Consider the following 25,407-nt stretch of genomic DNA (forward strand, 5'->3'; position numbering starts at 1 on the left):
AATCATTTCGTGTTGGCAGATTTGCGCGACTTCGGTGGCGGCGGAGGAGGCGGCGCGGGCTCGGCAGGCGGGTTGTTGTCGCCGAGCTTGTCCAGATTCATCACGACATTGCCTTCGAACCGCACGAGCTCGCCGCTGTTGTAGATCCGCAGGCGGTCGGAGGTCAGCGTGCCCTCGAGCAGCTTGACGTCGACATGCTCGTCCGACGACACATTGCCCTTGTTGATGTCGACGAAGGCCTGCGTCAGCTTCGCCTCATAGCCGGTGGACGATTGCAGGAAGATATCCTGGCGCAGGTCGAGCAATTGCTTCTTGTTGTCGAAGAAGCCGGTGCGCGCATCCATCGTGACCGTCGACTGATCCTGCTGCGCCACCTTGGCGCGGATGGTCTTCAGCTCGACATGGTCGGGATCGGTGACGTCCTGGATCGCCGCCTTGGCCCACATCTCATAGGGCCGCCCTTCGGCCGAGAAGCCGGCGATATGCGGCGATTCCATCGTGATCTTGGTGCCCGACACCACGAGGTTGTCCATCTCGAGCGGCAGCTTGGGGATCACGTCGTGGAATGGATTGAACACCGAGATGGAGATGATCGAGGCCATCGACAGCCCGACCACCGCAGGCACCGCGATGCGCAGGATCCGCACCATACGGCTGTGCCGCGCGGCGGCGGCAAAGCGCGCCTCGAGGCCCGTGACATAGGCTGGATTCTGAACCGAATTCACCTGAGCTCCAGAGGCGCGAAATCGCCCCTATTCTAGCCGGAGCCGCCCAAATATGCAGCCCGGACCCGGCGTCGCGCCCCCGCTGGGGGACCACGCGTGAACAGTTTGGCCGAAACGGGGCGGAATCGCCCCTGCTGCGACGAATTCGGCGCCCATTATGAATGGGCGAAAATGTCCTCGGCCTCCCAGCCGTCGAGATCGAGCCTGGCGCGCGTCGGCAGGAATTCGAAGCAGGCCCTGGCGAGATCCGTCCGTCCCTCGCGCGCCAGCATGACATCGAGTCTGTCGCGTAGCGCGTGCAGGTGCAGCACGTCGGAGGCGGCGTAGGCGAGCTGGGCCTCGCTCAGGCTTTGCGCGCCCCAGTCGCTCGACTGCTGCTGCTTCGACAATTCGACGTTCAGCACCTCGCGCACCAGATCCTTCAGGCCGTGGCGGTCGGTGTAGGTGCGCGACAGGCGCGAGGCGATCTTGGTGCAATAGACCGGCGCCGGCATCACGCCGAAAGTGTTGTAGAGCACCGCGACGTCGAACCGCGCGAAATGGAAGATCTTGGTGACTTTCGGATTGGCGAGCAGCGCCTTCAGGTTCGGCGAATCGGTGTGTCCCTTCGGAATCTGGATCACGTCGGCGGTGCCGTCGCCGTTCGACATCTGCACCACGCAGAGCCGGTCACGATGCGGATGCAGTCCCATGGTCTCGGTGTCGATCGCCACCGAATCGGTGTAGCGGGACAGATCGGGCAGATCGCCGCGATGCAGGCGGATGGTCATGCTGTCAAAAACCTCGTCGAATCGCTGTCGGGACAGGCTATCGCTGGCACAGTTGGTTCACGGTGTAGCGCCATTGTGCAGCGGAGACAATGGCTTGCTGCCCCACACCGTCCGACGCCGGCGCACCGCTACTGCCAGCTGACGCGCAGCCCGAACCGGCCGGTGATGTCCTCGCGATGCGTCGAGTCCACCGAGGTGGTGTAGCCCGCCCTCGCATAGGCGCTGACCGCGCGATTGAGCTGCGCGGAGACGCCGGCGCCGATCTCGACCGCGGTGCCGCGGCTTTGCACGCCGATCAGGTCTGTCGTGGCGAAGGCGATGCTGCGGTCGTTCGCGGCGGTGTGCCAGAGATTGGCCTCGAGATAGGGACGCAGTTCGGCGGTGCCAACCGTGAAGGTCGCGGGAACGCGGACCCCGAGCCGGCCAGTCAGCGTATCGGCGCTGCCGAGTGCGACGCTGGAGAACATGTCGTTGAAGCTGTCGAACGATTGGCGTTGCCAGATCAGCTGCGCCTGCGGCTCGATCGCGACGAAACGGTTCAGTGGGATCGGCACGCCCGCCTCCAGCGACGCCGCGACGCCGGTGCCCGACACACGCGCGCCGACCTGGCGATCCGATTGCGGACTTGCACCGTAGAAGCTGCCCATCAGAACGGCGTCGACATACCAGCCCGAGGGCCCGATATGGGTCCAGTAGCCGCCGACATTCTGGCTGTCGATCGAGAGCGTGCCGGTGCGGACATCATTCAAGCCGAGCGCAAAACCGTTAACGGTGCCGCTGGCCCAGCCATAGGCATAGAAGATGCCCGCGCGATCATGGTGATCGGGCGCGGACTGAAAGCGCAGGATGTCGACGCCGACCTGCACGCCGGCCATGGTGCCGTCGAACGAGGGGCTGACCGTGCCGGCCCAGCTCTGCGAGCTGTGCGAGCCATAGGCGCGCGCCCACGCCGCCGGCTGTTCACCGCCGCCGGTCAGCAGGGCCTGATCGCCCTGGCGCTGATGGAAGGTGCCGAGCGTCGCAAGCCCGAGCTTCTGTGCGACCTGCGGCAGCGCCGAATAGACCGAGGCTTCCTCGCGATAGAGCTCGACCGGCGCGGCACCCGCCGGCGGCGGCGTCAACGCCGACACGTCGGGCGCGAGCGGCGTCGATGGCGGCGGGACCACATCGGGCGATGCCGGCGGCGGCGGCGGAGGCGCAAGCGGCGGCGCAGGCGCAGCCGTGCCGGGCAACAACGTTGAGCGCAGATACCAATTGTCGGCGCTGCCCGCGGACACGCCGCCACGGAACAGGAGATATTCGTGCGCACCCGCCACCACGGCGTTGGTCAGACCGAATGCGCCTGCCGCCGTGGTGCCGCCATTGACGGCCTGCACCACCATGATTCCGTCGGCGGTGGTGAGCGCGCCCGCGCCGCCGGCATTGCTGACGGTGACGGCAGTCGAGCCCGACGCATTGCCGCCGGAGATGACGAGACGATCTGACGGCGAACCGTCGCCACCGAGCACGGTGCGCAGAAAGAGCCCGCCGCCATTGCCGACATAGTTGCCCGCGATCGTGAGACTGTTCGCAGCGGTGGCGCCGCCATTGGTCAGGTTGATGACGCCGGCATTGGTGACGGTAACAGGCGGTCCGCCCGGAAACGGCGTGATCGACGGATTGGCGCCGTTGCCGGCCAGCAGGCTGGTGCCTGATGCAATCGTCACATTGCCGGTCAGCGACGTCTGCAGCGTCAGCGAGCCGCTGTTGATGAAGGTGTTGGCGAAGGTGCCGGTGCCGGCCCAGGTCCAGTCGGCACCTTCCATCGTCAGCGTCTGGAATCGCGTGAACGGGTTGTTCACCGTGCCGCTGCCCTGCAGCCGCACCTGGTTGTTGCCGCCGCCGCCATCCGCGAGGCCAACGATCTGCGAGCCGGTTTGCAGGATCATCGTCACCGCACCGCCGCCGCCCGCGAGCGCCGTGCCGCTGTTGCCGGCGATCAGGCCGGCATTGACGATGGTGGTGGCGCCGTTGAGCGTGCGGATCGCGGGCCCCGACTGGCTGATGATCCGGCCGCCGGCGAGATTCTCGATGCGGGCGGTGAATGACGATCCCGCGGTGTTGGAGAACACGCCGTCGGCATTGACGCCGCGCGCCTCGATGGTGCCGCTGTTGCGCAGCACGCCGGCATTGCCTTGCATGAAAACGGTGTTGTTGGCGGTGCCGCCGGCATCGCCGCCGGTCGTCAGCAGCGTGCCGGTGTTGGTCATGTTTGCGAACTGTCCGGCGGAGAAGATCGCGCGCGCGCCGGCGCCCGCCGTGGTGATGGTGCCGCTGTTGGTGAAGCTGTTGCTGTCGCCGGTCTGCACATAGAGGCCGTGCGACTGCGGGCCCTGGGTCGTGATCGTGCCGGTATTGATCAGCGTATTGTTGTTGTGTTGCGTCAGACCGGTGATGGCAAGCCCGCGCGAGGTGCCGTTCTGCGTCGTGATGGTGCCGTTGTTGATCAGCGTGTTGCCGTTGCTGCTGGCGGCGATCGCGTTGCTGCCGGCACCTGTGGTCGTGATCACACCGGACGCACCGTTGGTGAAGACATTGCCGTTGCCGCCGCCGAAGATTCCGGTGCCGCCGCCGCTGATGGTCAGCGTGCCGTTGTTGGTGGCGGCGCTGCCCGCGACAAGGCCGATCGCGGTCGCTCCGGCGCCCGGCGTGATGCCGGCGCCTGGCAGCACGTTCACGGTGACGTTCGAGCTGCCGGCTGCGGCCTGCACGCCGACGGCTGATGCATTCGGCGCAGCGGTCGAGCAGGTCACCGTCTGGCCGCTCACCGGCGCGAGACTGTCGCAGGCGGCGAACGCCTGCGACACGGACAGACAACAGCCGCCACCCAAAGTGCACGACAGGATCGCCGCGAGCCGCGATGAAACCATGCCCTTCTCCAATATCGGCGCGAACCCGAGCCCCCGGCCTCGCGCCCTCTGCTACCCCCTGCCCCGCTCTCAGCGTCGGCTGATCGCTCCGTTCAAGCTTGAGACAATTTGCAGCGGTCTGTTGCGCCATCGCCACAGATGGAACCATGAGCTGCATCGTTCCGATTCACATCCTTGACGTGCGTACGCTTTCAAGGTTGTGAAGACCACCACTCACCCGTTGCAGTTATCGTCCGACACAACCGGAAACAATTGCCGTTGCGGGCCGGACGTCCGGCTGTCCGCGTTTTCGCGCCAGTTTCCACGTGATGCGCACGGCCAAGCCATTCCTCAAGCTCGCGATTTCGATGGAACTGTTGCCCGCGCGCCCCATGAAATCCTCCCGCGCCCTCCCTATCTGTGGCCAGCCCCACCCAGCCTCGCAGTGAAATGAGCCTCATGTCGGAACAGACCATTGCCGCGCCGATCGACGACGACCAGCAGGAGCGCGGCTTTACGCGCTATCAATCGTTCCTGATCGCGCTGCTTGCCTTCACGCAATTCACCCTGATCCTCGACTTCATCATCATGTCGCCGCTCGGCGCCATCCTGATGCCGTCGCTCAACATCACGGCCGGGCAGTTCGGCGTCGCGGTGTCCGCCTACGCTTTCGCCGCCGGATTTTCCGGCATCCTCGCTGCCGGCTTTGCCGATCGCTTCGACCGCAAGCGGCTGCTGCTGTTCTTCTATGTCGGCTTCATGCTCGGCACCGTGCTTTGCGCGGTGGCGCAGAATTTCCAAGTGCTGCTGCTCGGCCGCATCGTCACCGGCCTGTTCGGCGGCGTGATCGGGTCCGTCGTGCTTGCGATCGTCACCGACCTGTTTCCGCTGCAACAGCGCGGCCGCGCGATGGGCGTGCTGCAGACGGCGTTCGCCGCGAGCCAGGTGCTCGGCGTCCCGGCCGGACTTTTCTTGGCCAATCACTGGAACTGGCACATCTGCTTTGTCGCCATCGTCGGCCTGTCGATCGCGGCAATCGCCGTCATCGCGCTGGTGATGGAGCCGGTCGACGGGCATCTCAAGCTGCAGCACGACAGCAATCCGTTCCGCCATCTGGTCGCAACCGTCGGGCAGCCGCGCTACACGCTGGCCTTCCTGGTGACGACGCTGCTGGCGACCGGCGGCTTCATGCTGATACCGTTCGGCAGCGCCTTCACCGTGCACAATCTCGGCATCGATATTGTCCATCTGCCGACGATCTATCTGGTCTCCGGGCTGTTCAGCATCCTCATCGGGCCGCTGGTCGGCCGCGCCAGCGACAAATTCGGCAAATATCCGACCTTCGCGTTCGGCTGCGTGGTGTCCGTCATCATGGTGCTGATCTACACCAATCTCGGCCACGTCTCGCTGCTGACCGCGATCGTCGTCAATGTGCTGATGTTCGTCGGCATCTTCTCGCGCATGATCCCGTCGCAGGCGCTGATGTCGGCGATCCCCGATGCCAGCCAGCGCGGCTCGTTCAGCGCGGTCTCAGCGTCCGTGCAGCAGCTGTCGGGCGGCTTGGGCTCGGTGTTCGCGGCAGCGATCATCGCCGAGAACCCGGACGGTTCGCTGCTGCACTTCGACCGTCTCGGCTACATCGTCGTTGCCACGACCCTGATCTCGCTGACTGCGATGTATTTCGTGCAGCGGCCGATCGCGCGCCGCGCCGGCCGGCGCATCGTCTGACGGGAGGTGCCGGGCGGTTGACGAAGTTCGACGGCTACATTTGAAGCAGGGAAACGAGAGGAATTGCGCAGAATGCCTTGTCAAGCAAGACCTTGCGAAGGTGCTGCGCAACGCCGCGGAGCTTCGGGTGGTGCTCCACCAACCGCTTGGTACGATCGACCGCGGACATCACTCCGGCGGCTTGTCGGCCGAGCCTGGTGAGCGGAATGAAACTGTCGAACAATGGTTCGTCGTCCTTACAGAACAGCCGCTTGTATTCATGCGAGCCGAGGCCGAAGTCGAAGGCGCGATACTGCCGGCCGGCAAAATGATGGATGATTTCCTGCATCAAGAGCAGGCCGGGGCTGAATTTCGCATTTTCCGACAAAGTGTAGGTGTTGAACATCGTCGAGAAGCGGTGGCCGTCGGCAACCACGGCGAAGATCGCGATCACTTCCTCGTCGCTTTCGAGCGCGTGGATTTCGATGGCACGGCCGCCGTGGGGCAGCTTTGTCATGCAGGCTGTGCGGATGAATGTCTCTACGGCGCGTTCGGCGAACACATTGGACAGCTTCCGCTCGGCCAACCGCTCCGACTTCACACGAAAGAACCAGTCGAGCAGACGGGCGATGTCGGCGTCGGCAGAGGCGACGTGATAGCGGTAGCCGGTCAGCTCCAGCAGTTTGCGCTGCTTGAGCTTCATGCGGCGGGAGGGATTGCCGATCAGGTTCGCGGCCGTTGCGCCCGGCTCGATTGTGCGCATCGGGCAGTTGAAGACCGGGGGTTCATGAGGCAGCAGCGCCAGCGGATTTTGCACGTCGCGCCACTGCGCCGGCTGTTGGCGCAGCACCAGTACGTCGGCCTCGTCGCGCTTGGCGAGCATCGCGATGACTGCGTCGAGATCGGCCTTCGTGGCACCGGCCGCGAACTCGCGATCCCACAAGCCTATGTTGAAGGTTGCGTGCTCGCCGCCCATGAAGCTCGCGCGGCGCACGCCCAGCGCTGTTTGCAGGGCAAGCGGCAGCAAGCCCCGTGGTTGGCCGTCGCCGTCACGCATAACAACGATGAAAGGCGATAATCCCTCGCGCTCACCGACCTCACGCTGCCACGGGGCGAGGAAGTCGAAGCGCTGAAAGGGCGTGATGGAATGGTTGGAGTTCTCGAGACTCCGCCAGATCGCCTCGGCGGCGTCGAGATCGTGGACGATGTCGACGGTGGCGATGCGCGCTGGTTGAGCCCGCGCCGCGTGGCTTTCGATCGCGATCATCCCCTAGCCCTGTCGTAGTGCATAGTCTCAGCGCAGCTGAGGCCGTCCGGTCGGCGCGCCATCTGAGCGTAATTCGATGTCGGGACAAAAATGGTAAAGTGTCGCAGGACGAGAGAAGGGGGGTTACCTCCATCGTTTACCTGCTGGTCATGAGGCTATCGGTTCCGTTTTGGCTACACCGACCGTCAGGCTCCATGTTGACAACGGAACGACGTATTCGGCGGCCGCGTGGTTAACACACCTCACGGTCCATCTCGTGATATCATGGAGCGAAGGTGGACCGCTCAGTGCAACCCGGCATTATCGAAATTGCGATCGAGCCTAAGTCGCAAGCCGACCATCAGAGGCTTAAGGCTGCACTCGCCGAGCTGACCGCGGAGGATCCCTCCTTCCGCGTGTCGACCGATCCCGAGTCCGGCCAGATCATCCTGAGGGGCATCAGCGAGCTGCAGCTCGACACCAAGATCGACCTCTTGAAGCGCGTCCCTGCGCCGTGCCACGATTCAGAATCAAAGCGCGCACAGCGACAACGTCGTCATCGCGGCAATGGTGCCGCTGATGAACATGTTCGGGTACACGAATGGCCTGCGCGTGGCAGGCCGGGGCCGCGCGACCTTCACCATGCAATTCGATCACTACGCGCCGGCGCCGCCGAACGATGATGACCCGCCGTTTGGTCCTGCGGTTGGAATGCGCGCCTAGACTCGTTTTGGTGGCCGCCGGAGGCGTTGATAATGAAGATCGGGGACAGAGTTGAAGTCGTGGCTGTTCCGGAGGCGCTGCCGGAAGACATGGAGACGCGGGCACTATTCATGAGGTGCCTCGGCCGCCATTTTCCAGTCGTCGATCTCAAAGGAGACCTGGTCGAACTCGAAGTCGGGGAGGTCTTGGAGGAGCCAAGCTACATGCACTCCATTTGGATCGAACGAGACTGCGTCCGCGTCGTCTAACGGCTCGGAAATGAGCAACCGACGACAGGTATAGCGCGGAGGGCCAACGGTATAATCGCCGTCTCGCCCCACCCTCGGCGGGTTACGGCCTCGCCGCACCCACCCTTAGGGATGTTGAGCGATTTCAATCGCTTAAAAAGGGGGTGGTGCCCAGGAAAGGACTCGAACCTTCACGGCCGTTAAGCCACTGGCACCTGAAGCCAGCGCGTCTACCAATTCCGCCACCTGGGCATGTGGAGCGGCTTAGTAAGGATCGGTTACGCGCTTGTCAAATTCGGGATTGGAAATTCAAATAGCCTGTACAGGATTGGGCTGATGGCGTATCGCGAGAGGCGCTAAATACGCTCAATCGCTCTCGAATCCGGCAGGAATTTACCTCATGGCATCGAACCTGGAAACGCTCGTCACGGTCTTCGGCGGATCGGGTTTTCTGGGACGGAACGTGGTCCGGGCGCTCTGCAAGCGCGATTATCGCGTGCGAGTCGCGGTGCGGCGGCCCGAACTGGCCTTCCATCTGCAGCCGCTCGGCCGCGTCGGGCAGATTCATGCGGTTCAGGCCAATGTGCGCTATCCGGCCTCGGTCGAGGCGGCGATGCGCGATTCGCATATCGCGATCAATCTGGTCGGCATCCTGGCCGAGGGCGGCGGACAGAGCTTTGACGCCGTGCAGGTGAAGGGCGCCGAGACCATCGCCAAGGCAGCGGCCACGGCCGGCGCCCGGATGGTCCATGTCTCGGCGATCGGCGCCGACGAGAATTCGCTGTCGGGTTACTACCGCGCCAAGGCGGCCGGCGAGGCGGCGGTGCAGGCGGCCTTGCCACAGGCCACCATCATGCGGCCATCGCTGCTGTTCGGGCCGGAGGATCAGTTCACCAACCGCTTTGCGGCGCTGGCGCGGATGTCGCCGGTGCTGCCGCTGGTCGGCGGCGGCACCAACAAGCTGCAGCCGGCCTATGTCGCCGACGTCGCCGACGCGGTGGCCGATGCCGTCGACGGCAAGGCCAAGCCGGGCGCGACCTACGAGCTCGGCGGTCCTGAGGTGCTGACCATGCGCGAGGTGATGGAGATCATCCTCCAGATCACCCAGCGCGATCGCATGCTGGCGCCGCTGCCGTTCGGCCTCGCCAAGCTGCAATCGTATGTCCTGCAGTTTGCGCCCGACCCCTTCACGCTGACGCCCGACCAGGTCGCGATGCTGCGTTCGGACAATGTGGTGTCGGATGCCGCCAAGGCCGCCGGGCTCACTTTCGCCGGCCTCGGCATCACGCCCGACTCGATGGAAGCGATCGCCCCGCAATATCTCTGGCGCTTCCGCGCGACCGGGCAGTTCCAGAAGAAGAGCGCTTAGCCTGCGCTCCCCAATTCTCCCCGTCATCCTGAGGTGCGAGCGCAGCGAGCCTCGAAGGATGAACGGCCGAGAGCTGGGCCGTGCATCCTTCGAGACGCCGCTCCGCGGCTCCTCAGGATGACGGTGATGGATGGAAATTCACGCTGTGCCTGAGCTGCAAGCCTCTCCCCGCAAGCGGGGCGAGGTAAGACAACGCGTTACCGCCCCATCGCCAGCGCGATCAGGCCGAGGGTGCCGACGATCACGCGCCACCAGGCAAAGAACGTGAAGCCGCGGCGGGTGACGAAGTTGAGGAACGCCCGCACCACGATCATCGCCGTGATGAACGACACCACGAAGCCGACCGCGATGACGCTGAGATTGTCCGACGTGAAGTCGGCGCGGTTCTTGTAGAAATCATAGGCGAACGCGCCGACCATGGTCGGGATCGCGAGGAAGAACGAGAACTCCGCCGCCGAGCGCTTGTCGGCGCCGAGCAGCATCGCGGCCACGATGCTGGCGCCGGAGCGCGACACGCCGGGGATCATCGCCAGGCACTGCGCGACGCCGATCCAGAAATACATCAACAGCGGGAACCGGGTCGCATCGTCCTCGTACACCTTGAGATCGAGCTGATCGACCCAGAGCAGGACGGCGCCGCCGACGATCAGCGTGAAGCAGACCACCCACGGATTGAACAGGAATTCCTTGATGTATTTGCCGGCGATCAGGCCGATCACGACGGCAGGCAGGAAGGCGACCAGCACGCCGATCACGAAGCGGCGGTCGTCGGGATTGGAGAACATGCCGAGCGCGACGCGCCACAATTTGGTGAAGTAGAGCGCGAGGATCGCGAGGATCGCACCGAGCTGAATCAGGATCGCAAAGCTCTTCCAGAAATTTCCTTCGCCGAGATTGAAGAAGCGTTCCGCGAGCAGCAGGTGGCCTGTCGAGGAGACCGGCAGGAACTCTGTGACGCCCTCGACGATGCCGAGAATCACCGCTCGCAGCATATCCGTCATCATGATGTGGCCTGCCCTGTGTGGAAAACGGGATTCTTCTCGCTTATTCGCACATTGGCCGCAATCGCAAAAAATCGTCAAACAATGGGTTACCTGACCGATTTGCTGGGCTATAGCGTTTTTGTGACCCGCACCATCTGCGGGGGTGGCTACCGGTTTGCGTGCTGACGCGACATAGAGACGACCGGAGCAGGTCTGGCCAAATTGCAGGCTCAGGTCACACAGGTTGATGGTTTCTTAATCGCCGCGGAACTACCAAGGACTTCATGTACACGCTGTATCACCATCCGTTCTGTCCGCATTCGCGATTCATTCGCCTCGTGCTCGGCGAGTACGGGCTCGATCTGCGGCTGGTGGAGGAGCGGGTGTGGGAGCGGCGCGAGGCGTATCTCGCGCTCAATCCGGCGGCAACCACGCCGGTCCTGATCGCCGAGGGCTTTCCGCCGGTTCCGGGCGCGCCTGTGATCGCCGAATATGTCGACGAGGCGCATGGCCTCGATGCCGGCGAGCGGCGACTGCTGCCGACGTCGACCGCCGAGCGCGTCGAGGTGCGCCGGCTGATGGCGTGGTTCAACGAAAAATTCTTCGAGGAAGCCTCCAACCCGCTGGTGACCGAGCGGATCTACAAGCGCTTCATGAGCGAGGACAATGGCGGCGGCCCGCCGGCCCCCGACATCATGCGCGCCGCCAAGGTCAATGTGCGCTATCATCTGAGCTATATCGGCTGGCTCGCGAAGACCCGGAACTATCTCGCCGGCGACCGCCTCACCTACGCGGACCTCGCCGCCGCGGCGCATCTTTCGGCGATCGACTATCTGGGCGACGTGCCATGGAGCGAGGACGACGCAGCAAAGGCGTGGTACGCGCGGGTGAAATCCCGCCCGTCGTTCCGCCCGCTGCTCAGCGAATGGCTGGCGGGGGTGCCGGCGTCGCGGACCTATGTGGACCTCGACTTCTGAACCCGGCGGTCCGGCTCTCTCCTGCCGATCTCAAGGCGGCACTGACGCGCGAGGCGCGTGCGCTCGGCTTCGATGCCATCGGCTTCACCGCTCCTGACGCGACGGGCGAAGCCGGACAGTATTTCCTCGAGTTCCTCGGCTCCGGCGGCCATGGCGACATGGACTGGCTTGCCGCCAATCCGGAGCGGCGCGCCGATCCGCGCGTGCTGTGGGGCGGCGTGCGCTCGATCATCATGCTCGGCGTCAATTACGGGCCGGACGACAATCCGCTAAAAATTCTCGCGCGCCGATCGCATGGCGCGATCTCGGTTTATGCCCAGGGCGACGACTATCACGACGTGATCAAGAAGCGGCTGAAGACACTGGCGCGCTGGCTCGCTGCTGCGACCGGCGACGAGGTGAAGGTGTTCGTCGACACCGCTGCCGTGATGGAGAAGCCGTTGGCGCAGGCCGCCGGCATCGGCTGGCAGGGCAAGCACACCAATCTGGTGTCGCGCGAATTCGGCTCGTGGCTGTTTCTCGGCGCGATCTATTCCGCCACCGAACTGCCGCGCGACGATAGCGAAGCCGATCATTGCGGCAGCTGCCGCGCCTGCCAGGACATCTGCCCGACCGCGGCGTTTCCGGGCCCCTACAAGCTCGATGCGCGGCGCTGCATCTCGTATCTGACGATCGAGAACAAAGGCCCGATCCCGCACGAATTCCGCAGGAGCATCGGCAACCGCATCTATGGCTGCGACGATTGCCTCGCGGTGTGTCCGTGGAACAAGTTCGCGCAAGCGGGACGCGAGCAGAAGCTTGCCGCGCGCGATGCGTTGCGCGCACCTGCGCTCGGCGAGCTGGCGCGGCTCGACGATGCAGCTTTTCGCGCGCTGTTCACGAAGTCGCCGGTCAAGCGCATCGGCCGCGACCGCTTCATCCGCAATGTGCTGATCGCGATCGGCAATTCCGGCGATGCAAGCCTTGCCGACGAGGCGCAGCGTTTGCTCGACGATGCGAGCCCGCTGGTGCGCGGCGCCGCGGTGTGGGCACTGTCGCAACTGATCGCCCGCGATGCGTTCGCGGCGCTGGCCTCACGCGCCGGCGGCGAGCCTGATGTCAGCGTGCAGCAGGAGTGGCGCGCGGCAGCGGCCTCTTGATTTCATCGCGGCATTCCCGTGATGGTCGCGGACCATGACAAACCAGCCCTTCTTCACCAGGCACGGCGACGGCTTCATGCCGACATCCGTTGCGAACGGACCGTGGAGTCCGGAATCGATGCACGGCCGCGTCGTGATCGGCCTGCTCGGCTTCGCCATCGAGGAGCGTCACGGCTCCGACGACTTCGTCCCGGCGCGGCTGACAGTCGACATGTTCCGGCTGCCCAACATCACGACGCCGGTCGAGGTGACGACGAAGCTCGTCCGCGACGGGCTCCGCATCAAGGTGATCGAGGCCGAGTTTGTCTCCGGCGGCACCAGCATGGCGCGCGCCTCCTGCCAGTTGTTGCGCCGGACGGAAAATGCGCCGGGCAATGTGTGGTCGCCGCCGAACTGGCAGGTGCCGGCGCCCGCGGAGATTCCGAAGCCGCCCGATCCCAGGCTCGGCATGAACGGCAAATGGGAGACGCGGCCAATTGTCGGCCACATGGGTTCGCTCGGCGAGCGCCGGCTCTGGATGAGCGAGGTGCGCGAGCTCGTCGCCGGCGTGAAGATGACGCCGTTCATCCATGTCGCGACCGGCGCGGATTTCGCGAGCCCCTTTGCCAATGCCGGCGACCAGGGGCTCGGCTACATCAACAGCGACGTCACGATCTATCTGCACCGTTTGCCGGTGACCAACTGGATCGGCTTCGAGGTCGTCAACCACCACGCCACCGACGGCGTCGCGATCGGCGAATGCTGGCTCTATGACGAGCAGGGCCCGATCGGCACGTCGACCGTGGCGGCGCTGGCGCAGCGCAAGCCGATGACCAATCCGCCGCCGCCGTAACAATGGTCGTCATTCCGGGGCGCGCGAAGCGCGAGCCCGGAATCTCGCGCCACAACTTCCAGATTCCGGGTTCATCGCTGCGCGATGCCCCCAGGTGCGCAATTGCGCACCGGGGAATGACGGCGCTAGGTGAGATGCCGCTTCATCTCCGGCCGCGCCCTCAGCGCGGCACCCTGCTTGCCGACGATCTTGGCGATCCGTTCCGACGCAAAATTCAGGTCGACGAAGGCCGGCGCGGTGTTGGCGACCTCGTGATATTCGGTGATCTTGCCGTCGCGCAGCCGCATGATCGCGACGCCCTCGAACATCGCGCGCGCGCCTTTGGCTTCCGGCAAGGTCGAGCGGTAGCTGAACGTGTAGCGCGCATAGAGCGTCGCGCCGTCAGAGACGGGATCATGCATGACCCAGCGGAAATCGGTCGCGGTCCGGTAGAACCAGTCGTCGATCATCTCGGCTATTTTGGCGTGCCCCTTGAACGCGCCGTAGAACACGTCGTGATAGACGCCATCCTCGGTGAAGAGCTTTGCAAACGCCTTGCCGTTGCGCTGCTCGACCGCGTCGCAGAACGCGCGCAGCATCATTGTCGTTTCCATGGCGTCTCTCCCAACCACTCTGTCATGCCCCGCGCAGGCGGGGCATCCAGTATTCCAGAGCCGTTGCCTTGAATCGAGGGGCCGCGGCGTACTGGATCATCCGCTTTCGCGGATGATGACATCGCGCAAGATGAAAAACCTTAGCCGATCTCCGCCACCGCGGCGATGATCCGCGCGATGTCCTGCGGACGGGACAGGCGGTGGTCGCCGTCCTGGATCATGGTCAGCACCACGTCCTCGGCCGGCAGGCGATGCACCAGCGCGAAGGCGTGCTTCCACGGCACGTCGGGATCCTGCGCGCCCTGCAGGATGCGCACCGGACAGCCGACGTCGATCTTGCTGCCGAGCAGCAGATGATTGCGGCCCTCCTCGATCAGGTTGCGGGTGATCGGATAGGGCGAGCCGTCGCCATAGTCCGACGGCCGCAGCCACAGGCCCTTGGTCTCGATCTCGGCGCGAATCTCCGGCGGGAACGCCTTCCACATCAGCTCCTCGGTGAAATCAGGCGCCGGCGCGATCAACACGAGGCCGGCGAGCCACGCACGGCCGCTTCCGCCAGCATTGCCCCGTTTGGCGATCTCGCGCGCCAGCAGCAGCGCCATCCAGCCGCCCATCGAGGAGCCGATCACGACTTGCGGCCCGCTGCAGAACTGCGAGAACACCGCGACGCTCTCCTCGAGCCAGCGGCCGATCGTGCCGTCAGCGAAATCGCCGGCGGATTCGCCATGGCCGGAATAGTCGAACCTGACCGAGCCGCGGCCGTGCTCGGCGGCCCATGCGTCGAGCGCGATCGCCTTGGTGCCGGTCATGTCGGACTTGAAGCCGCCGAGCCAGAACAGCCCGGGCGCGCCAATTGCGCCGCCGGGAGCGGCACCGGCACGGGCGCGCACCGCGATCCGGCGTGCCCCACTGCCCTCGCCGACCTCGATAAAGGCGGGTTCCTGCCCGGATGCGGCGGTTTGGCTCATGGTTCGGTCACTCGCGTGTCAGACATCTGCTTTTCAATCCTCGCGCGGCACCGGTCAACGGCAGCAGACCCGCCTTGCGGAGCAGCTGCGCCCGCTATATGTGCCGGGCGTGGCTAAAATGCCTCGCAATTGACGGTTTTGCCGCTTAGAAAGCGAGTTCGCTTGCCCGTTGCAGCGTCTTGCTTCAAAATATCCGCCTTCCCTTTCACAACTTTGGAGAGTTACCCATTCGCCGTCCCAATAGAGCCCCGCCCACAGTCGCCAAAGACGGGCCGCGCACCAATGATGAGATTCGCAACGCGCAGATCCAGCTGATCGATGCCGCCGGTGTCAACCAGGGCACCGTCGAAACCATGGTGGCCATCAAGATGGCCATGGAAGCCGGCATGGACCTCGTCGAGATTTCGCCGAATGTCAGTCCTCCGGTCTGCAAGATCATGGACTACGGCAAGTACAAATATTCCGCGCAGAAGAAGGCCGCCGAAGCCCGCAAGAAGCAGAAGGTCGTGGAGATCAAGGAGATCAAGCTCCGCCCGATGATCGACGATCACGACTATGACGTGAAGATGCGCGCCATGCAGCGCTTCTTCGAGGAAGGCGACAAGGTCAAGATCACCTTGCGCTACCGCGGTCGTGAGATGGCGCACCAGGAGATCGGCACCAAGCTTCTGGACAAGGTGAAGGCCGACGTGGCCGAGTTCGCCAAGGTCGAGCAGGACGCGAGGTTCGAGGGCCGCCAGGTCGTGATGGTGCTGGCGCCGCGCTAGTTCGAGTTAGTCGATTTCAGCATTTGGAGCGGCCCGCCGGATCGGCGGGCTGTTTCGTTTCGTAGATGGGGTAACGGGCCGGCCGCCCGCTCGCTACGGCGCGATTTGGAAGCGCGCTCGCGAGCGGCCTGTTGGTTGGAAGGCGGTCGTCCCTCAAACTGATGGTGTCAATAAACGGAGTCGGGCAAGCCCGCTCCAAGCATCATTAAGGGACGACCATGTACCACTATGCAGGAATCGACGTGTCTTTGGAATGCTCGAGCGTCTGCCTTGTCGATGGGACAGGTAAGATTTTGCGCGAGGCGAGGGTTGCGAGTGAGCCGGAGGCCTTGATCACCTGGTTGCGGTCGCTGGGGTTGGTGCTGGAACGGATCGGGCTGGAGGCTGGTCCGCTGTCGCAATGGCTCTACGCAGCGATGCGGGATGCGGGCCTGGCAGTCGAACTGTTGGAGACGCGGCACGTCCGCGATGCCTTCAAGGCGATGCCGGTGAAGTCGGACCGCAACGATGCCCGCGGGATCGCGCAACTGATGCGGCTGGGCTGGTTCCGGCCGGTGCACTGCAAGTCGATCGAAGCGCAGGAGACGCGGGCGGTTCTGACGGCACGCAAGCTGCTGCAGTCCAAGCTGCGCGACATCGAGAACAGCCTGCGCGGCGTGCTCCGCGGCTTCGGTCTGAAGGTCGGCACGACCACCGAGCGCACGTTCGCCGAACGCATCCGGGAGCTCGTAGCGGGCCATCCCGGACTTGAGATCGTGGCACAGGCGCTGCTCGAAGCCCACGCCGTGCTGCGGCGCGAGTTCAATGGCCTGGATAAGCACACCCAAAAGCTCGCCAGGTCGCACCCTCAAGCCCGCCTCCTGATGACGACACCGTCCGTCGGCCCGATCGTGGCGCTTACCTACGCCGCGGCGGTCGACGACCCGAAGCGCTTCCGGTCCTCGAAGGCGACGGGAGCGCATTTTGGCCTCACCCCGAAGAAGTACCAATCGGGCGAAACCGACTATACCGGCCGCATCAGCAAGATCGGCGATGCCTCCGTGCGCGAGGCGCTCTATCAGGCGGCTCACGTCATGCTGACCAAGCCGGTCAGGAACTGCTCGGCGCTGAAAGGCTGGGCGATGCGGATCGCCCGGCGCGCAGGCCTGCGCAAGGCCAAGGTGGCGCTCGCACGCAAGCTCGCCGTCGTTCTGCATCGCATGCTCGCCGACGCCAAACCGTTCAACCCGATGGCCAAGGCCTCGGCAACCTAAGCAAGGAGCAGCAATCGGTTCTGGGCGGGCCACGACACCAGGCTCTCCCTGAGCGAGGTCCCTGCGCCGGGACGATGGATCCGGTCAGGCCGCCATCCGGGAAGTGGCTCACAACCACGCTTCCGTAGATTGGCCGGCCGGCTCCTCAATGCACCCCATCAGGCGACGGCCTTCGCGCCGATCCCGTACAGAAGCAAGTGCCCGGCGAGTGGATCACGCAAAAAGGGATTGACTTACAAAGGCCCGTTACAGAAGCCCGGATGGAGCCAACCTCCCCTAGAAAAGGGGGGGTCGCCTTGCTCGCCAGAGCAAAGCGGTGGGGATCTGCTCTCTCCACGTGCGGCGGCGTCTGCGGCTGGACCCCCATCCCGGCCTTCCCCCTTTCAGGGGGAAGGAGAAGAGGCCGGGTCCCACCCGCCGGTTCCATCCCGCAAAACGTTGCAAAACCGCCGATCCTCTGGCATAAGCCGGGCCTTCGCCGCCCGGCTGATCAAGGGCTGCCGTGGCGACGTATCGTGCAGGTTCTTTCAATTCGGAAAAAACCATAGCACTTCCAACGCTCTAACGAGCATTTTAGCCGGCCGGACCCCTCTCGGGGCGATTTTCGCGCTGTGCAGTAGGAGAGCCAAATGCCCAAGTTGAAGACCAAGTCGGGCGCTAAAAAGCGCTTCAAGGTGACTGCCACTGGCAAAGTCATGCACGCCCAGCGCGGCAAGCGCCACGGCATGATCAAGCGGACGAAGAAGCAGATCCGTCAGCTCCGCGGCACCCGCGTGCTGTTCAAGACCGACGGCGACAACGTCAAGAAGTACTTCTTGCCGAACGCCTGATCGCGCTGATCCGCTTGAACCCCGCCGCAACTGTGCGGCGCCCCGTCACCTCTTCTTAGATCTCAAGGATTTCCGTCATGTCTCGCGTCAAACGCGGTGTGACCTCTCACGCCAAGCACAAGAAAGTCTTCAAGGCCGCCAAGGGCTATTACGGCCGCCGCAAGAACACCATCCGCACGGCCAAGCAGGCCGTCGAAAAGGCCGGCCAGTACGCCTTCCGCGATCGCAAGCGCAAGAAGCGCACCTTCCGCGCGCTCTGGATCCAGCGCATCAACGCCGCGGTCCGTCCGTTCGGCATGACCTACAGCGTCTTCATCAACGGCCTGTCCAAGTCGGGTGTCGTCGTCGACCGCAAGGTGCTGTCGGATCTCGCGATCCACGAGCCGGTTGCGTTCCAGGCGATCGCCGAGAAGGCCAAGGCCGCGCTGGCGGCCTGATCCTAGCGGGCGTTTAGCGCCTTGTGCGAATAGCGCTGGGCGACTTCCGCCCGGCAGAACGCCGTGAACGAGATGTACATGGTGCCGGATTGATTCCGGTACTTGCGGTCGCAGACCTGCATCTCATGCTGGTACGCCCGCTTCGGCGCGCCCTTGAGGCCGGACAGGAAGTCCGCCTCGCATTTCCTCTCGACGGCGGCGCCAAGCAGGACGTCGCCGCTCGCCCCGAACTCGCAGACCCGAAACACCTTCATCGCGCCGTCACAGCTGCGCTTGGCGTTGATGGTGTCGACGATCTCGTCCTGGGTCATGGACTTGTCCATGCAAACCGCCGCCAGTGCCGATGTGGCTGATATCGACATGATGGCGGCCAAAATGGCTAGGGCAACTCGGGCGGCGGTCGGGCGGGGTCTCACGGGCATCGCGCAGTCTCCTGATATCCCACTTGGGTAGCGCCCCCCGCGCGCCGGGTTCAACCCTGCCGGTCATATGCCCGAAATGACCGGCTTTTTGCTTGACGTTACGGCCTTCGGGCGGCGACAACCCAGCCGAATTTTTGGCGCATGGTCCGCAAAGGCGAGCACCGGTTCGGGTACCGGTTTGTCCCGCCAGATCATGCGCCGCTCAAGCGCAGGAATTGACCGTGTCCGACCTCGCAACGCTCGAAAAGTCCATCCTCGACCAGATCGTCGCAGCCGGTGACGAAGCCGCCCTCGAGGCGGTGCGCGTCTCCGCCCTTGGCAAGAAGGGCTCGATCTCGGCCTTGCTCGCCACCCTCGGCAAGATGTCGCCGGAGGAGCGCAAGACCGAAGGCGCCAGGATCAACCTCGCCAAGGATGCGGTGACCCAGGCGCTCGCAGCCAGGCGCGACGTGCTGAAAGCGGCCGCGCTCGATGCGCGCCTCGCCGCCGAGACCATCGACGTCACGCTGCCGCTGCGCGAGGCGCCGGCGGAGACCGGCCGCATCCATCCGCTGAGCCAGGTGTTCGAAGAGGTCAACACCATCTTCGCCGACATGGGATTTGCAATCGCCGACGGTCCCGACATCGAGACCGACGACTACAACTTCACCAAGCTGAACTTCCCGATCGGCCATCCGGCGCGCGAGATGCACGACACCTTCTTCTTCAATCCGAAGGAGGACGGCTCGCGCATGCTGCTGCGGACCCACACCTCGCCGGTGCAGGTGCGCACGATGCTGACGCAGAAGCCGCCGATCCGCGTGATCTGCCCCGGCCGCACCTATCGCATCGACTCCGACGCGACCCACACGCCGCAGTTCCACCAGGTCGAAGGGCTCGTGATCGACAAGGGCTCGCATCTCGGCCACCTCAAATGGATCCTGCACGAGTTCTGCAAGGCGTTCTTCGAGGTCGACCACATCAACATGCGGTTCCGGCCGTCGTTCTTCCCGTTCACCGAGCCGTCGCTCGAGGTCGACATCCAGTGCCGCCGCGACAAGGGCGAGATCCGCTTCGGCGAGGGCGAGGACTGGATGGAGATTCTCGGCTGCGGCATGGTGCACCCGAACGTGCTGCGCGCCTGCGGCATCGATCCCGACGTCTACCAGGGTTTTGCCTGGGGCATGGGCATCGACCGCATCACGATGCTGAAATACGGCATCGCCGATTTGCGCCAACTGTTCGAAAACGACGTCCGCTGGCTCAACCACTACGGCTTCAAGCCGCTCGACATCCCGACGATCGCGGGGGGATTGAGTACGTGAGCCTGGACTTCGTTCCCACCGTGGAGAAAGCCCCCACCCTAACCCTCCCCCGCAGGGAATGGATAGGACTTGCTCAAGTGGATACGAAGACTCCATCGCCGCGGACGGTCGGACTCCCTCTCCCGCTTGCGGGGGAGGGCTGGGGTGGGGGTGTCTCCGCAAAGGGGCTGGCAATGGTCGATCCTGAGCATCCGGATTGGAAGGTGTCCGATAGACTTCGGTCCAACGCGCGCGCGCTCAGACGCAACTCGACCGACGTGGAACGAATTCTCTGGTCGGAGCTCCGCGGCAATCGCCTGAACGGCGCAACCTTCCGCCGCCAGGTGCCGATCGATAACTACATCGCCGACTTCGTCTGCCACGCGGCAACGCTGGTAATCGAACTCGATGGCGGCCAGCATTTTTCGAACGAAGGCGAACGCACCGATGCCGCGCGTTCGGCCGTCATCGAAGCGAAAGGCTTCAAGGTTCTTCGCTTCAGCAATCTCGACGTCATGACAAATCGCGCAGGCGTCCTTGAAACAATTGCCGCTGCCATCGCGGAGAGAGCCCCCACCCTAACCCTCCCCCGCAAGCGGGAGAGGGGACAAGAGAAATCATCGTCATGAAGTTCACCCTCTCCTGGCTGAAGGAACATCTCGAGACCGACGAGCCGCTCGACAGGCTGGCCGACAAGCTCACCATGATCGGGCTCGAGGTCGAGAACATCGAGGACAAGGCGAAGGCGCTCGCTCCGTTCACCATCGCGCGCGTGATCTCGGCCGAGCAGCATCCGAATGCCGATCGGCTACGCGTGTGCATGGTCGACACCGGCGACGGCGGCGCACCGGTGCAGGTGGTGTGCGGCGCGCCGAATGCGCGCGCCGGGCTGATCAGCGTGTTCTCAGCCCCCGGCACCTACATCCCGGGCAAGAACATCACGCTCGGCGTCGGCACCATCAGAGGCGTCGAGAGCCGCGGCATGCTGTGCTCGGCGGCCGAACTGCAGATCTCCGAGGATCACGACGGCATCATGGAGCTGCCGGCCGATGCACCGCTCGGCAAGGGCTATGCCGACTGGGCCGGGCTCGGCGATCCCACCATCGAGATCAATCTGACGCCGAACCGGCAGGACTGCACCGGCGTGCACGGCATCGCGCGCGATCTCTCCGCCGCCGACATGGGCAAGTTCAAGGACCAGGGCATCAAGCAGATCAAGGGCGAATTCTCCTGCCCGGTTCAGGTGACGGTGGAAGACCCGACGCTGTGCCCGGGCTTCGCGCTGCGGCTGGTGCGCGGGGTGAAGAACGGCCCGTCGCCGGAATGGCTGCAGAAGCGGCTGACCTCGATCGGCCTGCGTCCGATCAACGCGCTGGTCGACATCACCAACTTCATGACCTTCGACCGCGCCCGTCCGCTGCACGTGTTCGACGCCAAAAAGGTGACGGGCAACCTCACCGTCCGCCGCGCCAAGGACGGCGAGACGCTGCTCGCGCTCGACGGCCGCACCTACACGCTCGACAACAATGTCTGCGTGATCGCGGACGAGCACGGCGTCGAATCGCTCGCCGGCATCATGGGCGGCGAGGCCTCGGGCTGCGACGACAACACCACCGACGTGCTGATCGAATCGGCGCTGTGGAACGAGATCAACATCGCGCAGACCGGCCGCAAGCTCGGCATCAATTCGGATGCGCGCTATCGCTTCGAGCGCGGCGTCGATCCGGCCTTCATGGTGCCCGGGCTCGAGCTCGCGACCAAACTGGTGCTGGAGCTGTGCGGCGGCACGCCGTCCGAGAACGTCGTGGTCGGCAAGCAGTTCGGCGAGGACCGCGTCATCGACTTCCCGCTCAGCGAGGTGAAACGCCTTGCCGGCATCGAGGTACCGCTGGTCGAGGTGAAGCTGATCCTCACCCGGCTCGGCTTCATGCTGGCCGGCAGCGGCCCCGTGGTGAAGGTCGCGGTTCCGTCCTGGCGCACCGATGTGCACGGCAAGGCCGACATCGTCGAGGAGATCGTGCGCATCGTCGGCGTCGACAAGGTGCCGATGACGCCGTTCGAGCGTGGCGAGGAGCCGCGCAAGCCGGTGCTGACGCCGATGCAGCTGCGCACCCGCCGCGCCAAGCGCGCGCTCGGCGCGCGCGGCATGGTGGAGGCCGTGACCTGGTCGTTCATCACCAACGACGCGGCAAAGCTGTTCGGCGGCGGCCAGAGCGAGCTCGTGCTCGCCAACCCGATCGCGGCCGATCTGTCCGACATGCGGCCGAGCCTGCTGCCCGGCCTCGTCGCGGCGGCTCAGGCCAATATCAACCGCGGCTATCCCGACGTCGCGCTGTTCGAGGTCGGCCAGGTGTTCCGCGGCGACCGGCCGGAAGACCAGCTGGTGGCCGCCTCCGGCGTACGCCATGGCTATGCCTCGACGAAGGGAGCGGGCCGTTCCTGGACCGGCTCGGCGACGGCGGACGCGATGGACGCCAAGGCCGATGCCTTCGCCGTGCTGGCGGCCGCCGGCGCGCCGATGCAGGCGCTGCAGATCGTCCCCGGCGGCCCCGCCTGGCTGCATCCGGGACGTTCCGGCACCATCCAGATTGGCCCACAGAACGTGCTCGGCACTTTCGGCGAGCTGCATCCGCGTACGGCGGAGGCGCTCGGCGCCGATGGTCCGATGATCGTGTTCGAGGTGATCCTCGAGCGGATTCCGGAAGGCAAGCAGAGGGCAACCCGCGCCAAGCCGGTGCTGGAGCTCTCGGCATTCCAGCCGGTGTCGCGCGACTTCGCCTTCATCGTCGACCGCAGCGTCAAGGCGGGCGACATCGTCCGTGCGGCGCAGAATGTCGACAAGAAGCTGATCACGGCCGTGACCGTGTTCGACGTCTATGAAGGCAAGGGCATCGATCCCGACAAGAAGTCGATCGCGATCGCAGTCACGATCCAGCCGCGCGAGAAGACGATGACCGACCAGGAGATCGACGCCGTCGCCGCCAAGGTCGTCGCCGAGGTGACGAAGAAGACCGGCGGCACGCTTCGGGCGTGATGCCGGTCGCAGGCGCTGTATTGGCACCGTCACCCTGAGGAGGCCGCGTAGCGGCCGTCTCGAAGGGTCGACGGCCCCGCCTGTGGCCGATTCATCCTTCGAGGCTCGCTCCGCTCGCACCTCAGGATGACGGGTTTGACGGAATACCGTCCTGATTTGAACCATACCAGTGCGCCCGCTGGACACCAGATCGAGGCTCATCGCCCACCCCTCCCATGACCCCCTTCACCCTCCTCCCCTCCGACATCTCGACCAGCATCGCGCTCGCGATCTGCGCGATCGCGTTCGTGTCGGGCACGGCGCGCGGCTTCTCGGGGTTCGGCTCGGCGCTGATCTTCATGCCGCTCGCAAGCAGCGTCGCGGGACCACGGTTGGTGGCAGCACTCCTGCTCATCATCGATTTCGTCGCCGCGGCGCCGCTGCTGCCGAACGCCTGGACCCACGCCGACCGCAAGGCGACCGCGGTGATGGTGGCCGGCGCGCTGGTCGGCGTTCCCATCGGCACCTATTTCCTGACGGTGCTGGAGGCCGTGACCACGCGCTGGATCATCTCCGGCTTTGTCGCGGCACTGCTCGCGCTGCTGCTGTCAGGCTGGCGTTACCACGGCAAGGATCACGCCGCGCTGTCGGTCGGCGTCGGCGGCCTCTCGGGCTTTTGCAGCGGACTTGCGCAGACCGGCGGCCCGCCGATCGTCGCCTACTGGCTGGGCCGCCCGATCTCGTCGATGATCTCGCGCGCCAACATCGTGCTGTTCTTCGGCGCCTCGGATTTCTTCTCGCTGGTGAGCTACTGGTTCACCGGACTGATCACGATCGAGTCGATCAAGTTCTCGCTGATCGTGGGCCCGGTCTACGGCGTCGGCGTCTGGTTCGGCGCCTCGCTGTTCGGCAAGGCGAGCGAGCAGGTGTTTCGTGCCATCTGCTACGCGCTGATCGCGGCGGCCGTCATCGTCGGCCTGCCCGCGCTTGATGGCATCTTGCGCGGCGGCTAGGGTCGCCGCGGTTCAGAAGACCGAGGGAGGAAACGATGATCGATCGCCGCAATGCATTGAAACTGGCGCTCGGCAGCGCTGCCATGCTCGCGTCGCCGGTGCGCGCGCAGGGTACAAAGCCGCGCACCCGCATCGTGTTCCTCGGCACCAAGGGCGGCCCTCGCGTCGGCAACGGCGCCTCCAATCCGGCCAATGTCGTCGTCGTCAACGACACGCCGTTCGTGATCGATTGCGGCATGGGCGTCAGCCGTCAGCTGGTCAATGCCGGCGTGCCGATCCCGTCGGTGAAGTACATCTTCATCAGCCACCATCATTCCGATCACAATCTGGAATACGGCAATCTGTTCTACAACGCCTGGGCGGCCGGTCTCTCGACGCCGATCCATTCGTTCGGTCCCAAGGGCATCGAGGCGATGACCAAAGACTATTGGGAGCTGAACAAGTTCGACGTCGAGACCCGGATCGAGGACGAAGGCCGGCCCGATCCGCGCAAACTGCTGATCGCGAAAGACATCACCGACGACGGCATGGTGCTGAAAACATCAGATGTCACCGTCACCGCGTTCCGCACGCCGCATCCGCCGATCACCGACAATTTCGCCTACAAGTTCGAGACCCCGGACGGCACCATCGTGTTCTCCAGCGACACCGCCTACAATCCAAAGCTCGCCGAGTTTGCGGGGGGTGCCGACGTGCTGGTGCACGAATGCCTCTACGTCCCCGCGGTCGATCGGCTGGTCGCCAAGACCCGGAATGGCGCGACGCTGAAGAAGCATCTGCTCGACAGCCACACCTCGACCGAGGATGTCGGCCGCATCGCAGCCGCCGCAGGCGTCAAGACGCTGGTGCTGAGCCACTTCGTCCCCGGCGACGATCCCCTCGTCACCGACGACGACTGGACCCGGGACGTGAAGACGAATTTCAAGGGCCGGATCGTGGTGGCGAAGGACCTGATGGAGCTGAAGCTGCCGGTGTGAAGGGCGGCCGGTGTCTCCCCGCAAAACGCGAATGCGTTTTGCGGAGACGGTGACAAAAAGGCCCAGTCTCGCCGGGGAGAGCACGAGGTAAGCCGTAAAACCATCGCGCAGGGAAAGCCGGGATGTTTCCGGTTACACCTGTGGTCCTACCCCCGTGCTTTCTGCCTTTGCACGGGGCCCATGGGCGCGATCGGCATCCGGCTTTCCAGCGCCCTCTGATCGAAGAGCGGCGAAACGAAAGACAAAACTCGGGCAGATCATGTCG

The 25,407-nt window shown here is 64.7% G+C and carries 24 protein-coding genes, 1 tRNA gene and 1 pseudogene; 17 read left to right on the plus strand and 9 right to left on the minus strand.

What is annotated here, in order from left to right:
- Positions 1 to 2 precede the first annotated feature (2 nt).
- The 3 genes from lptC to WDM24_RS42165 form a co-directional block, all read right to left on the minus strand.
- Positions 3 to 725: an LPS export ABC transporter periplasmic protein LptC gene (gene lptC / locus WDM24_RS42155; protein ID WP_338829891.1), complete on the minus strand. Its 723-nt coding sequence runs from the start codon at positions 723 to 725 to the stop codon at positions 3 to 5.
- A gap of 155 nt (positions 726 to 880) precedes the next feature.
- Positions 881 to 1,495: a ribonuclease D gene (locus WDM24_RS42160; RefSeq protein ID WP_029082513.1), complete on the minus strand. Its 615-nt coding sequence runs from the start codon at positions 1,493 to 1,495 to the stop codon at positions 881 to 883.
- Between the two features lie 128 nt (positions 1,496 to 1,623).
- Positions 1,624 to 4,404 (minus strand): autotransporter outer membrane beta-barrel domain-containing protein, encoded by a 2,781-nt coding sequence (locus WDM24_RS42165; RefSeq protein ID WP_338829892.1) that lies wholly within the window; start codon positions 4,402 to 4,404, stop codon positions 1,624 to 1,626.
- Positions 4,405 to 4,842: 438 nt separating this feature from the next.
- On the opposite strand from WDM24_RS42165, the gene WDM24_RS42170 reads away from it, so the two are divergent.
- A complete protein-coding gene (locus WDM24_RS42170) occupies positions 4,843 to 6,111 on the plus strand; it encodes an MFS transporter (protein WP_338829893.1) in 1,269 nt (422 codons plus the stop codon).
- Positions 6,112 to 6,145: 34 nt separating this feature from the next.
- Here WDM24_RS42170 and WDM24_RS42175 read toward each other — a convergent pair whose 3' ends face one another.
- Positions 6,146 to 7,357 carry a GNAT family N-acetyltransferase gene (locus WDM24_RS42175; RefSeq protein WP_338829894.1) on the minus strand — a complete coding sequence of 404 codons (1,212 nt, stop codon included), beginning with the start codon at positions 7,355 to 7,357 and terminating at the stop codon, positions 6,146 to 6,148.
- A gap of 299 nt (positions 7,358 to 7,656) precedes the next feature.
- Between WDM24_RS42175 and WDM24_RS44585 the strand changes: the two are divergent.
- The 3 genes and pseudogenes from WDM24_RS44585 to WDM24_RS42185 all read left to right on the plus strand — a co-directional run.
- Positions 7,657 to 7,839: pseudogene (locus WDM24_RS44585) on the plus strand (hypothetical protein); the annotation flags it as partial.
- A 64-nt stretch (positions 7,840 to 7,903) separates the two neighbouring features.
- Complete coding sequence (locus tag WDM24_RS44590) at positions 7,904 to 8,059, plus strand: hypothetical protein (RefSeq protein ID WP_371261198.1); 156 nt, start codon at positions 7,904 to 7,906, stop codon at positions 8,057 to 8,059.
- A 32-nt stretch (positions 8,060 to 8,091) separates the two neighbouring features.
- On the plus strand, positions 8,092 to 8,307 hold the full coding sequence (locus WDM24_RS42185; protein ID WP_338694170.1) for a hypothetical protein: 216 nt from the start codon (positions 8,092 to 8,094) through the stop codon (positions 8,305 to 8,307).
- A gap of 144 nt (positions 8,308 to 8,451) precedes the next feature.
- Here the strand turns inward: WDM24_RS42185 and WDM24_RS42190 are convergent.
- A tRNA-Leu gene (locus WDM24_RS42190) sits at positions 8,452 to 8,538 on the minus strand.
- 148 nt (positions 8,539 to 8,686) lie between these two features.
- Here WDM24_RS42190 and WDM24_RS42195 point away from each other — a divergent pair.
- Positions 8,687 to 9,655, plus strand: a complete 969-nt coding sequence (locus WDM24_RS42195) for a complex I NDUFA9 subunit family protein (protein WP_338829895.1) — start codon at positions 8,687 to 8,689, stop codon at positions 9,653 to 9,655.
- Positions 9,656 to 9,852: 197 nt separating this feature from the next.
- Here the strand turns inward: WDM24_RS42195 and WDM24_RS42200 are convergent, their stop codons facing one another.
- Positions 9,853 to 10,659, minus strand: a complete 807-nt coding sequence (locus tag WDM24_RS42200; protein WP_166300165.1) for an undecaprenyl-diphosphate phosphatase — start codon at positions 10,657 to 10,659, stop codon at positions 9,853 to 9,855.
- Between the two features lie 263 nt (positions 10,660 to 10,922).
- Here WDM24_RS42200 and WDM24_RS42205 point away from each other — a divergent pair, with 263 nt between their 5' ends.
- Genes WDM24_RS42205 through WDM24_RS42215 form a run of 3 tightly spaced genes read left to right on the plus strand, consistent with a single transcriptional unit; the run spans position 10,923 to position 13,586 of the window.
- Positions 10,923 to 11,615 carry a glutathione S-transferase family protein gene (locus WDM24_RS42205; protein ID WP_029081039.1) on the plus strand — a complete coding sequence of 231 codons (693 nt, stop codon included), beginning with the start codon at positions 10,923 to 10,925 and terminating at the stop codon, positions 11,613 to 11,615.
- A complete protein-coding gene (gene queG, locus WDM24_RS42210) occupies positions 11,564 to 12,754 on the plus strand; it encodes a tRNA epoxyqueuosine(34) reductase QueG (RefSeq protein WP_338829896.1) in 1,191 nt (396 codons plus the stop codon). The genes WDM24_RS42205 and queG overlap by 52 nt, the downstream gene beginning before the upstream one ends.
- A gap of 34 nt (positions 12,755 to 12,788) precedes the next feature.
- Positions 12,789 to 13,586, plus strand: coding sequence for an acyl-CoA thioesterase domain-containing protein (locus tag WDM24_RS42215; protein WP_338829897.1), 798 nt, complete (start codon positions 12,789 to 12,791; stop codon positions 13,584 to 13,586).
- Positions 13,587 to 13,711: 125 nt separating this feature from the next.
- Here WDM24_RS42215 and WDM24_RS42220 read toward each other — a convergent pair whose 3' ends face one another.
- Entirely contained in the window at positions 13,712 to 14,179 is a 468-nt protein-coding gene (locus tag WDM24_RS42220; protein ID WP_338829898.1) for a nuclear transport factor 2 family protein, read from the minus strand.
- Positions 14,180 to 14,319: 140 nt separating this feature from the next.
- Positions 14,320 to 15,147 carry an alpha/beta hydrolase gene (locus WDM24_RS42225; RefSeq protein WP_338829899.1) on the minus strand — a complete coding sequence of 276 codons (828 nt, stop codon included), beginning with the start codon at positions 15,145 to 15,147 and terminating at the stop codon, positions 14,320 to 14,322.
- 227 nt (positions 15,148 to 15,374) lie between these two features.
- Here WDM24_RS42225 and infC point away from each other — a divergent pair, with 227 nt between their 5' ends.
- The 4 genes from infC (at position 15,375) to rplT (ending at position 18,434) form a co-directional block, all read left to right on the plus strand.
- The gene (gene infC, locus WDM24_RS42230; RefSeq protein ID WP_029081034.1) at positions 15,375 to 15,914 is read left to right on the plus strand and encodes a translation initiation factor IF-3; all 540 of its coding nucleotides are present in this window, start codon (positions 15,375 to 15,377) and stop codon (positions 15,912 to 15,914) included.
- Between the two features lie 218 nt (positions 15,915 to 16,132).
- The gene (locus WDM24_RS42235; RefSeq protein ID WP_338826979.1) at positions 16,133 to 17,167 is read left to right on the plus strand and encodes an IS110 family transposase; all 1,035 of its coding nucleotides are present in this window, start codon (positions 16,133 to 16,135) and stop codon (positions 17,165 to 17,167) included.
- A 629-nt stretch (positions 17,168 to 17,796) separates the two neighbouring features.
- On the plus strand, positions 17,797 to 17,997 hold the full coding sequence (gene rpmI / locus WDM24_RS42240; RefSeq protein ID WP_008539890.1) for a 50S ribosomal protein L35: 201 nt from the start codon (positions 17,797 to 17,799) through the stop codon (positions 17,995 to 17,997).
- Positions 17,998 to 18,074: 77 nt separating this feature from the next.
- Positions 18,075 to 18,434, plus strand: a complete 360-nt coding sequence (gene rplT / locus WDM24_RS42245; RefSeq protein ID WP_029081033.1) for a 50S ribosomal protein L20 — start codon at positions 18,075 to 18,077, stop codon at positions 18,432 to 18,434.
- Positions 18,435 to 18,436: 2 nt separating this feature from the next.
- Here rplT and WDM24_RS42250 read toward each other — a convergent pair whose 3' ends face one another.
- Positions 18,437 to 18,757, minus strand: a complete 321-nt coding sequence (locus WDM24_RS42250; RefSeq protein WP_338829900.1) for a hypothetical protein — start codon at positions 18,755 to 18,757, stop codon at positions 18,437 to 18,439.
- A gap of 320 nt (positions 18,758 to 19,077) precedes the next feature.
- Here WDM24_RS42250 and pheS point away from each other — a divergent pair, with 320 nt between their 5' ends.
- The 5 genes from pheS (at position 19,078) to WDM24_RS42275 (ending at position 25,142) form a co-directional block, all read left to right on the plus strand.
- A complete protein-coding gene (pheS, locus tag WDM24_RS42255) occupies positions 19,078 to 20,160 on the plus strand; it encodes a phenylalanine--tRNA ligase subunit alpha (protein WP_166300239.1) in 1,083 nt (360 codons plus the stop codon).
- A 173-nt stretch (positions 20,161 to 20,333) separates the two neighbouring features.
- On the plus strand, positions 20,334 to 20,768 hold the full coding sequence (locus WDM24_RS42260) for an endonuclease domain-containing protein (RefSeq protein ID WP_338829901.1): 435 nt from the start codon (positions 20,334 to 20,336) through the stop codon (positions 20,766 to 20,768).
- Positions 20,765 to 23,173 (plus strand): phenylalanine--tRNA ligase subunit beta, encoded by a 2,409-nt coding sequence (gene pheT / locus WDM24_RS42265; protein ID WP_338829902.1) that lies wholly within the window; start codon positions 20,765 to 20,767, stop codon positions 23,171 to 23,173. The genes WDM24_RS42260 and pheT overlap by 4 nt, the downstream gene beginning before the upstream one ends.
- 215 nt (positions 23,174 to 23,388) lie before the next feature.
- A complete protein-coding gene (locus WDM24_RS42270; RefSeq protein ID WP_338829903.1) occupies positions 23,389 to 24,165 on the plus strand; it encodes a sulfite exporter TauE/SafE family protein in 777 nt (258 codons plus the stop codon).
- A 35-nt stretch (positions 24,166 to 24,200) separates the two neighbouring features.
- Complete coding sequence (locus WDM24_RS42275) at positions 24,201 to 25,142, plus strand: MBL fold metallo-hydrolase (protein ID WP_338829904.1); 942 nt, start codon at positions 24,201 to 24,203, stop codon at positions 25,140 to 25,142.
- Positions 25,143 to 25,407 lie beyond the last annotated feature (265 nt).

It is taken from the genome of Bradyrhizobium sp. 27S5 (assembly GCF_037217225.1).
Taxonomy (GTDB): domain Bacteria; phylum Pseudomonadota; class Alphaproteobacteria; order Rhizobiales; family Xanthobacteraceae; genus Bradyrhizobium; species Bradyrhizobium septentrionale.

What these genes read in the sequence shown, in the direction of transcription:
- WDM24_RS42175 (WP_338829894.1), bottom strand. Translation starts at nt 7,357, where the DNA reads ATGATCGCGATCGAAAGCCACGCGGCGCGGGCTCAACCAGCGCGCATC.
- pheT (WP_338829902.1), top strand. Translation starts at nt 20,765, where the DNA reads ATGAAGTTCACCCTCTCCTGGCTGAAGGAACATCTCGAGACCGACGAG.
- WDM24_RS42270 (WP_338829903.1), top strand. Translation starts at nt 23,389, where the DNA reads ATGACCCCCTTCACCCTCCTCCCCTCCGACATCTCGACCAGCATCGCG.
- WDM24_RS42165 (WP_338829892.1), bottom strand. Translation starts at nt 4,404, where the DNA reads ATGGTTTCATCGCGGCTCGCGGCGATCCTGTCGTGCACTTTGGGTGGC.
- WDM24_RS44590 (WP_371261198.1), top strand. Translation starts at nt 7,904, where the DNA reads ATGGTGCCGCTGATGAACATGTTCGGGTACACGAATGGCCTGCGCGTG.
- WDM24_RS42250 (WP_338829900.1), bottom strand. Translation starts at nt 18,757, where the DNA reads ATGGACAAGTCCATGACCCAGGACGAGATCGTCGACACCATCAACGCC.
- WDM24_RS42200 (WP_166300165.1), bottom strand. Translation starts at nt 10,659, where the DNA reads ATGATGACGGATATGCTGCGAGCGGTGATTCTCGGCATCGTCGAGGGC.
- WDM24_RS42185 (WP_338694170.1), top strand. Translation starts at nt 8,092, where the DNA reads ATGAAGATCGGGGACAGAGTTGAAGTCGTGGCTGTTCCGGAGGCGCTG.
- WDM24_RS42160 (WP_029082513.1), bottom strand. Translation starts at nt 1,495, where the DNA reads ATGACCATCCGCCTGCATCGCGGCGATCTGCCCGATCTGTCCCGCTAC.
- WDM24_RS42235 (WP_338826979.1), top strand. Translation starts at nt 16,133, where the DNA reads ATGTACCACTATGCAGGAATCGACGTGTCTTTGGAATGCTCGAGCGTC.
- rplT (WP_029081033.1), top strand. Translation starts at nt 18,075, where the DNA reads ATGTCTCGCGTCAAACGCGGTGTGACCTCTCACGCCAAGCACAAGAAA.
- WDM24_RS42215 (WP_338829897.1), top strand. Translation starts at nt 12,789, where the DNA reads ATGACAAACCAGCCCTTCTTCACCAGGCACGGCGACGGCTTCATGCCG.
- rpmI (WP_008539890.1), top strand. Translation starts at nt 17,797, where the DNA reads ATGCCCAAGTTGAAGACCAAGTCGGGCGCTAAAAAGCGCTTCAAGGTG.
- WDM24_RS42275 (WP_338829904.1), top strand. Translation starts at nt 24,201, where the DNA reads ATGATCGATCGCCGCAATGCATTGAAACTGGCGCTCGGCAGCGCTGCC.
- WDM24_RS42195 (WP_338829895.1), top strand. Translation starts at nt 8,687, where the DNA reads ATGGCATCGAACCTGGAAACGCTCGTCACGGTCTTCGGCGGATCGGGT.
- WDM24_RS42220 (WP_338829898.1), bottom strand. Translation starts at nt 14,179, where the DNA reads ATGGAAACGACAATGATGCTGCGCGCGTTCTGCGACGCGGTCGAGCAG.
- WDM24_RS42260 (WP_338829901.1), top strand. Translation starts at nt 20,334, where the DNA reads ATGGTCGATCCTGAGCATCCGGATTGGAAGGTGTCCGATAGACTTCGG.
- WDM24_RS42225 (WP_338829899.1), bottom strand. Translation starts at nt 15,147, where the DNA reads ATGAGCCAAACCGCCGCATCCGGGCAGGAACCCGCCTTTATCGAGGTC.
- WDM24_RS42205 (WP_029081039.1), top strand. Translation starts at nt 10,923, where the DNA reads ATGTACACGCTGTATCACCATCCGTTCTGTCCGCATTCGCGATTCATT.
- WDM24_RS42170 (WP_338829893.1), top strand. Translation starts at nt 4,843, where the DNA reads ATGTCGGAACAGACCATTGCCGCGCCGATCGACGACGACCAGCAGGAG.
- queG (WP_338829896.1), top strand. Translation starts at nt 11,564, where the DNA reads ATGGCTGGCGGGGGTGCCGGCGTCGCGGACCTATGTGGACCTCGACTT.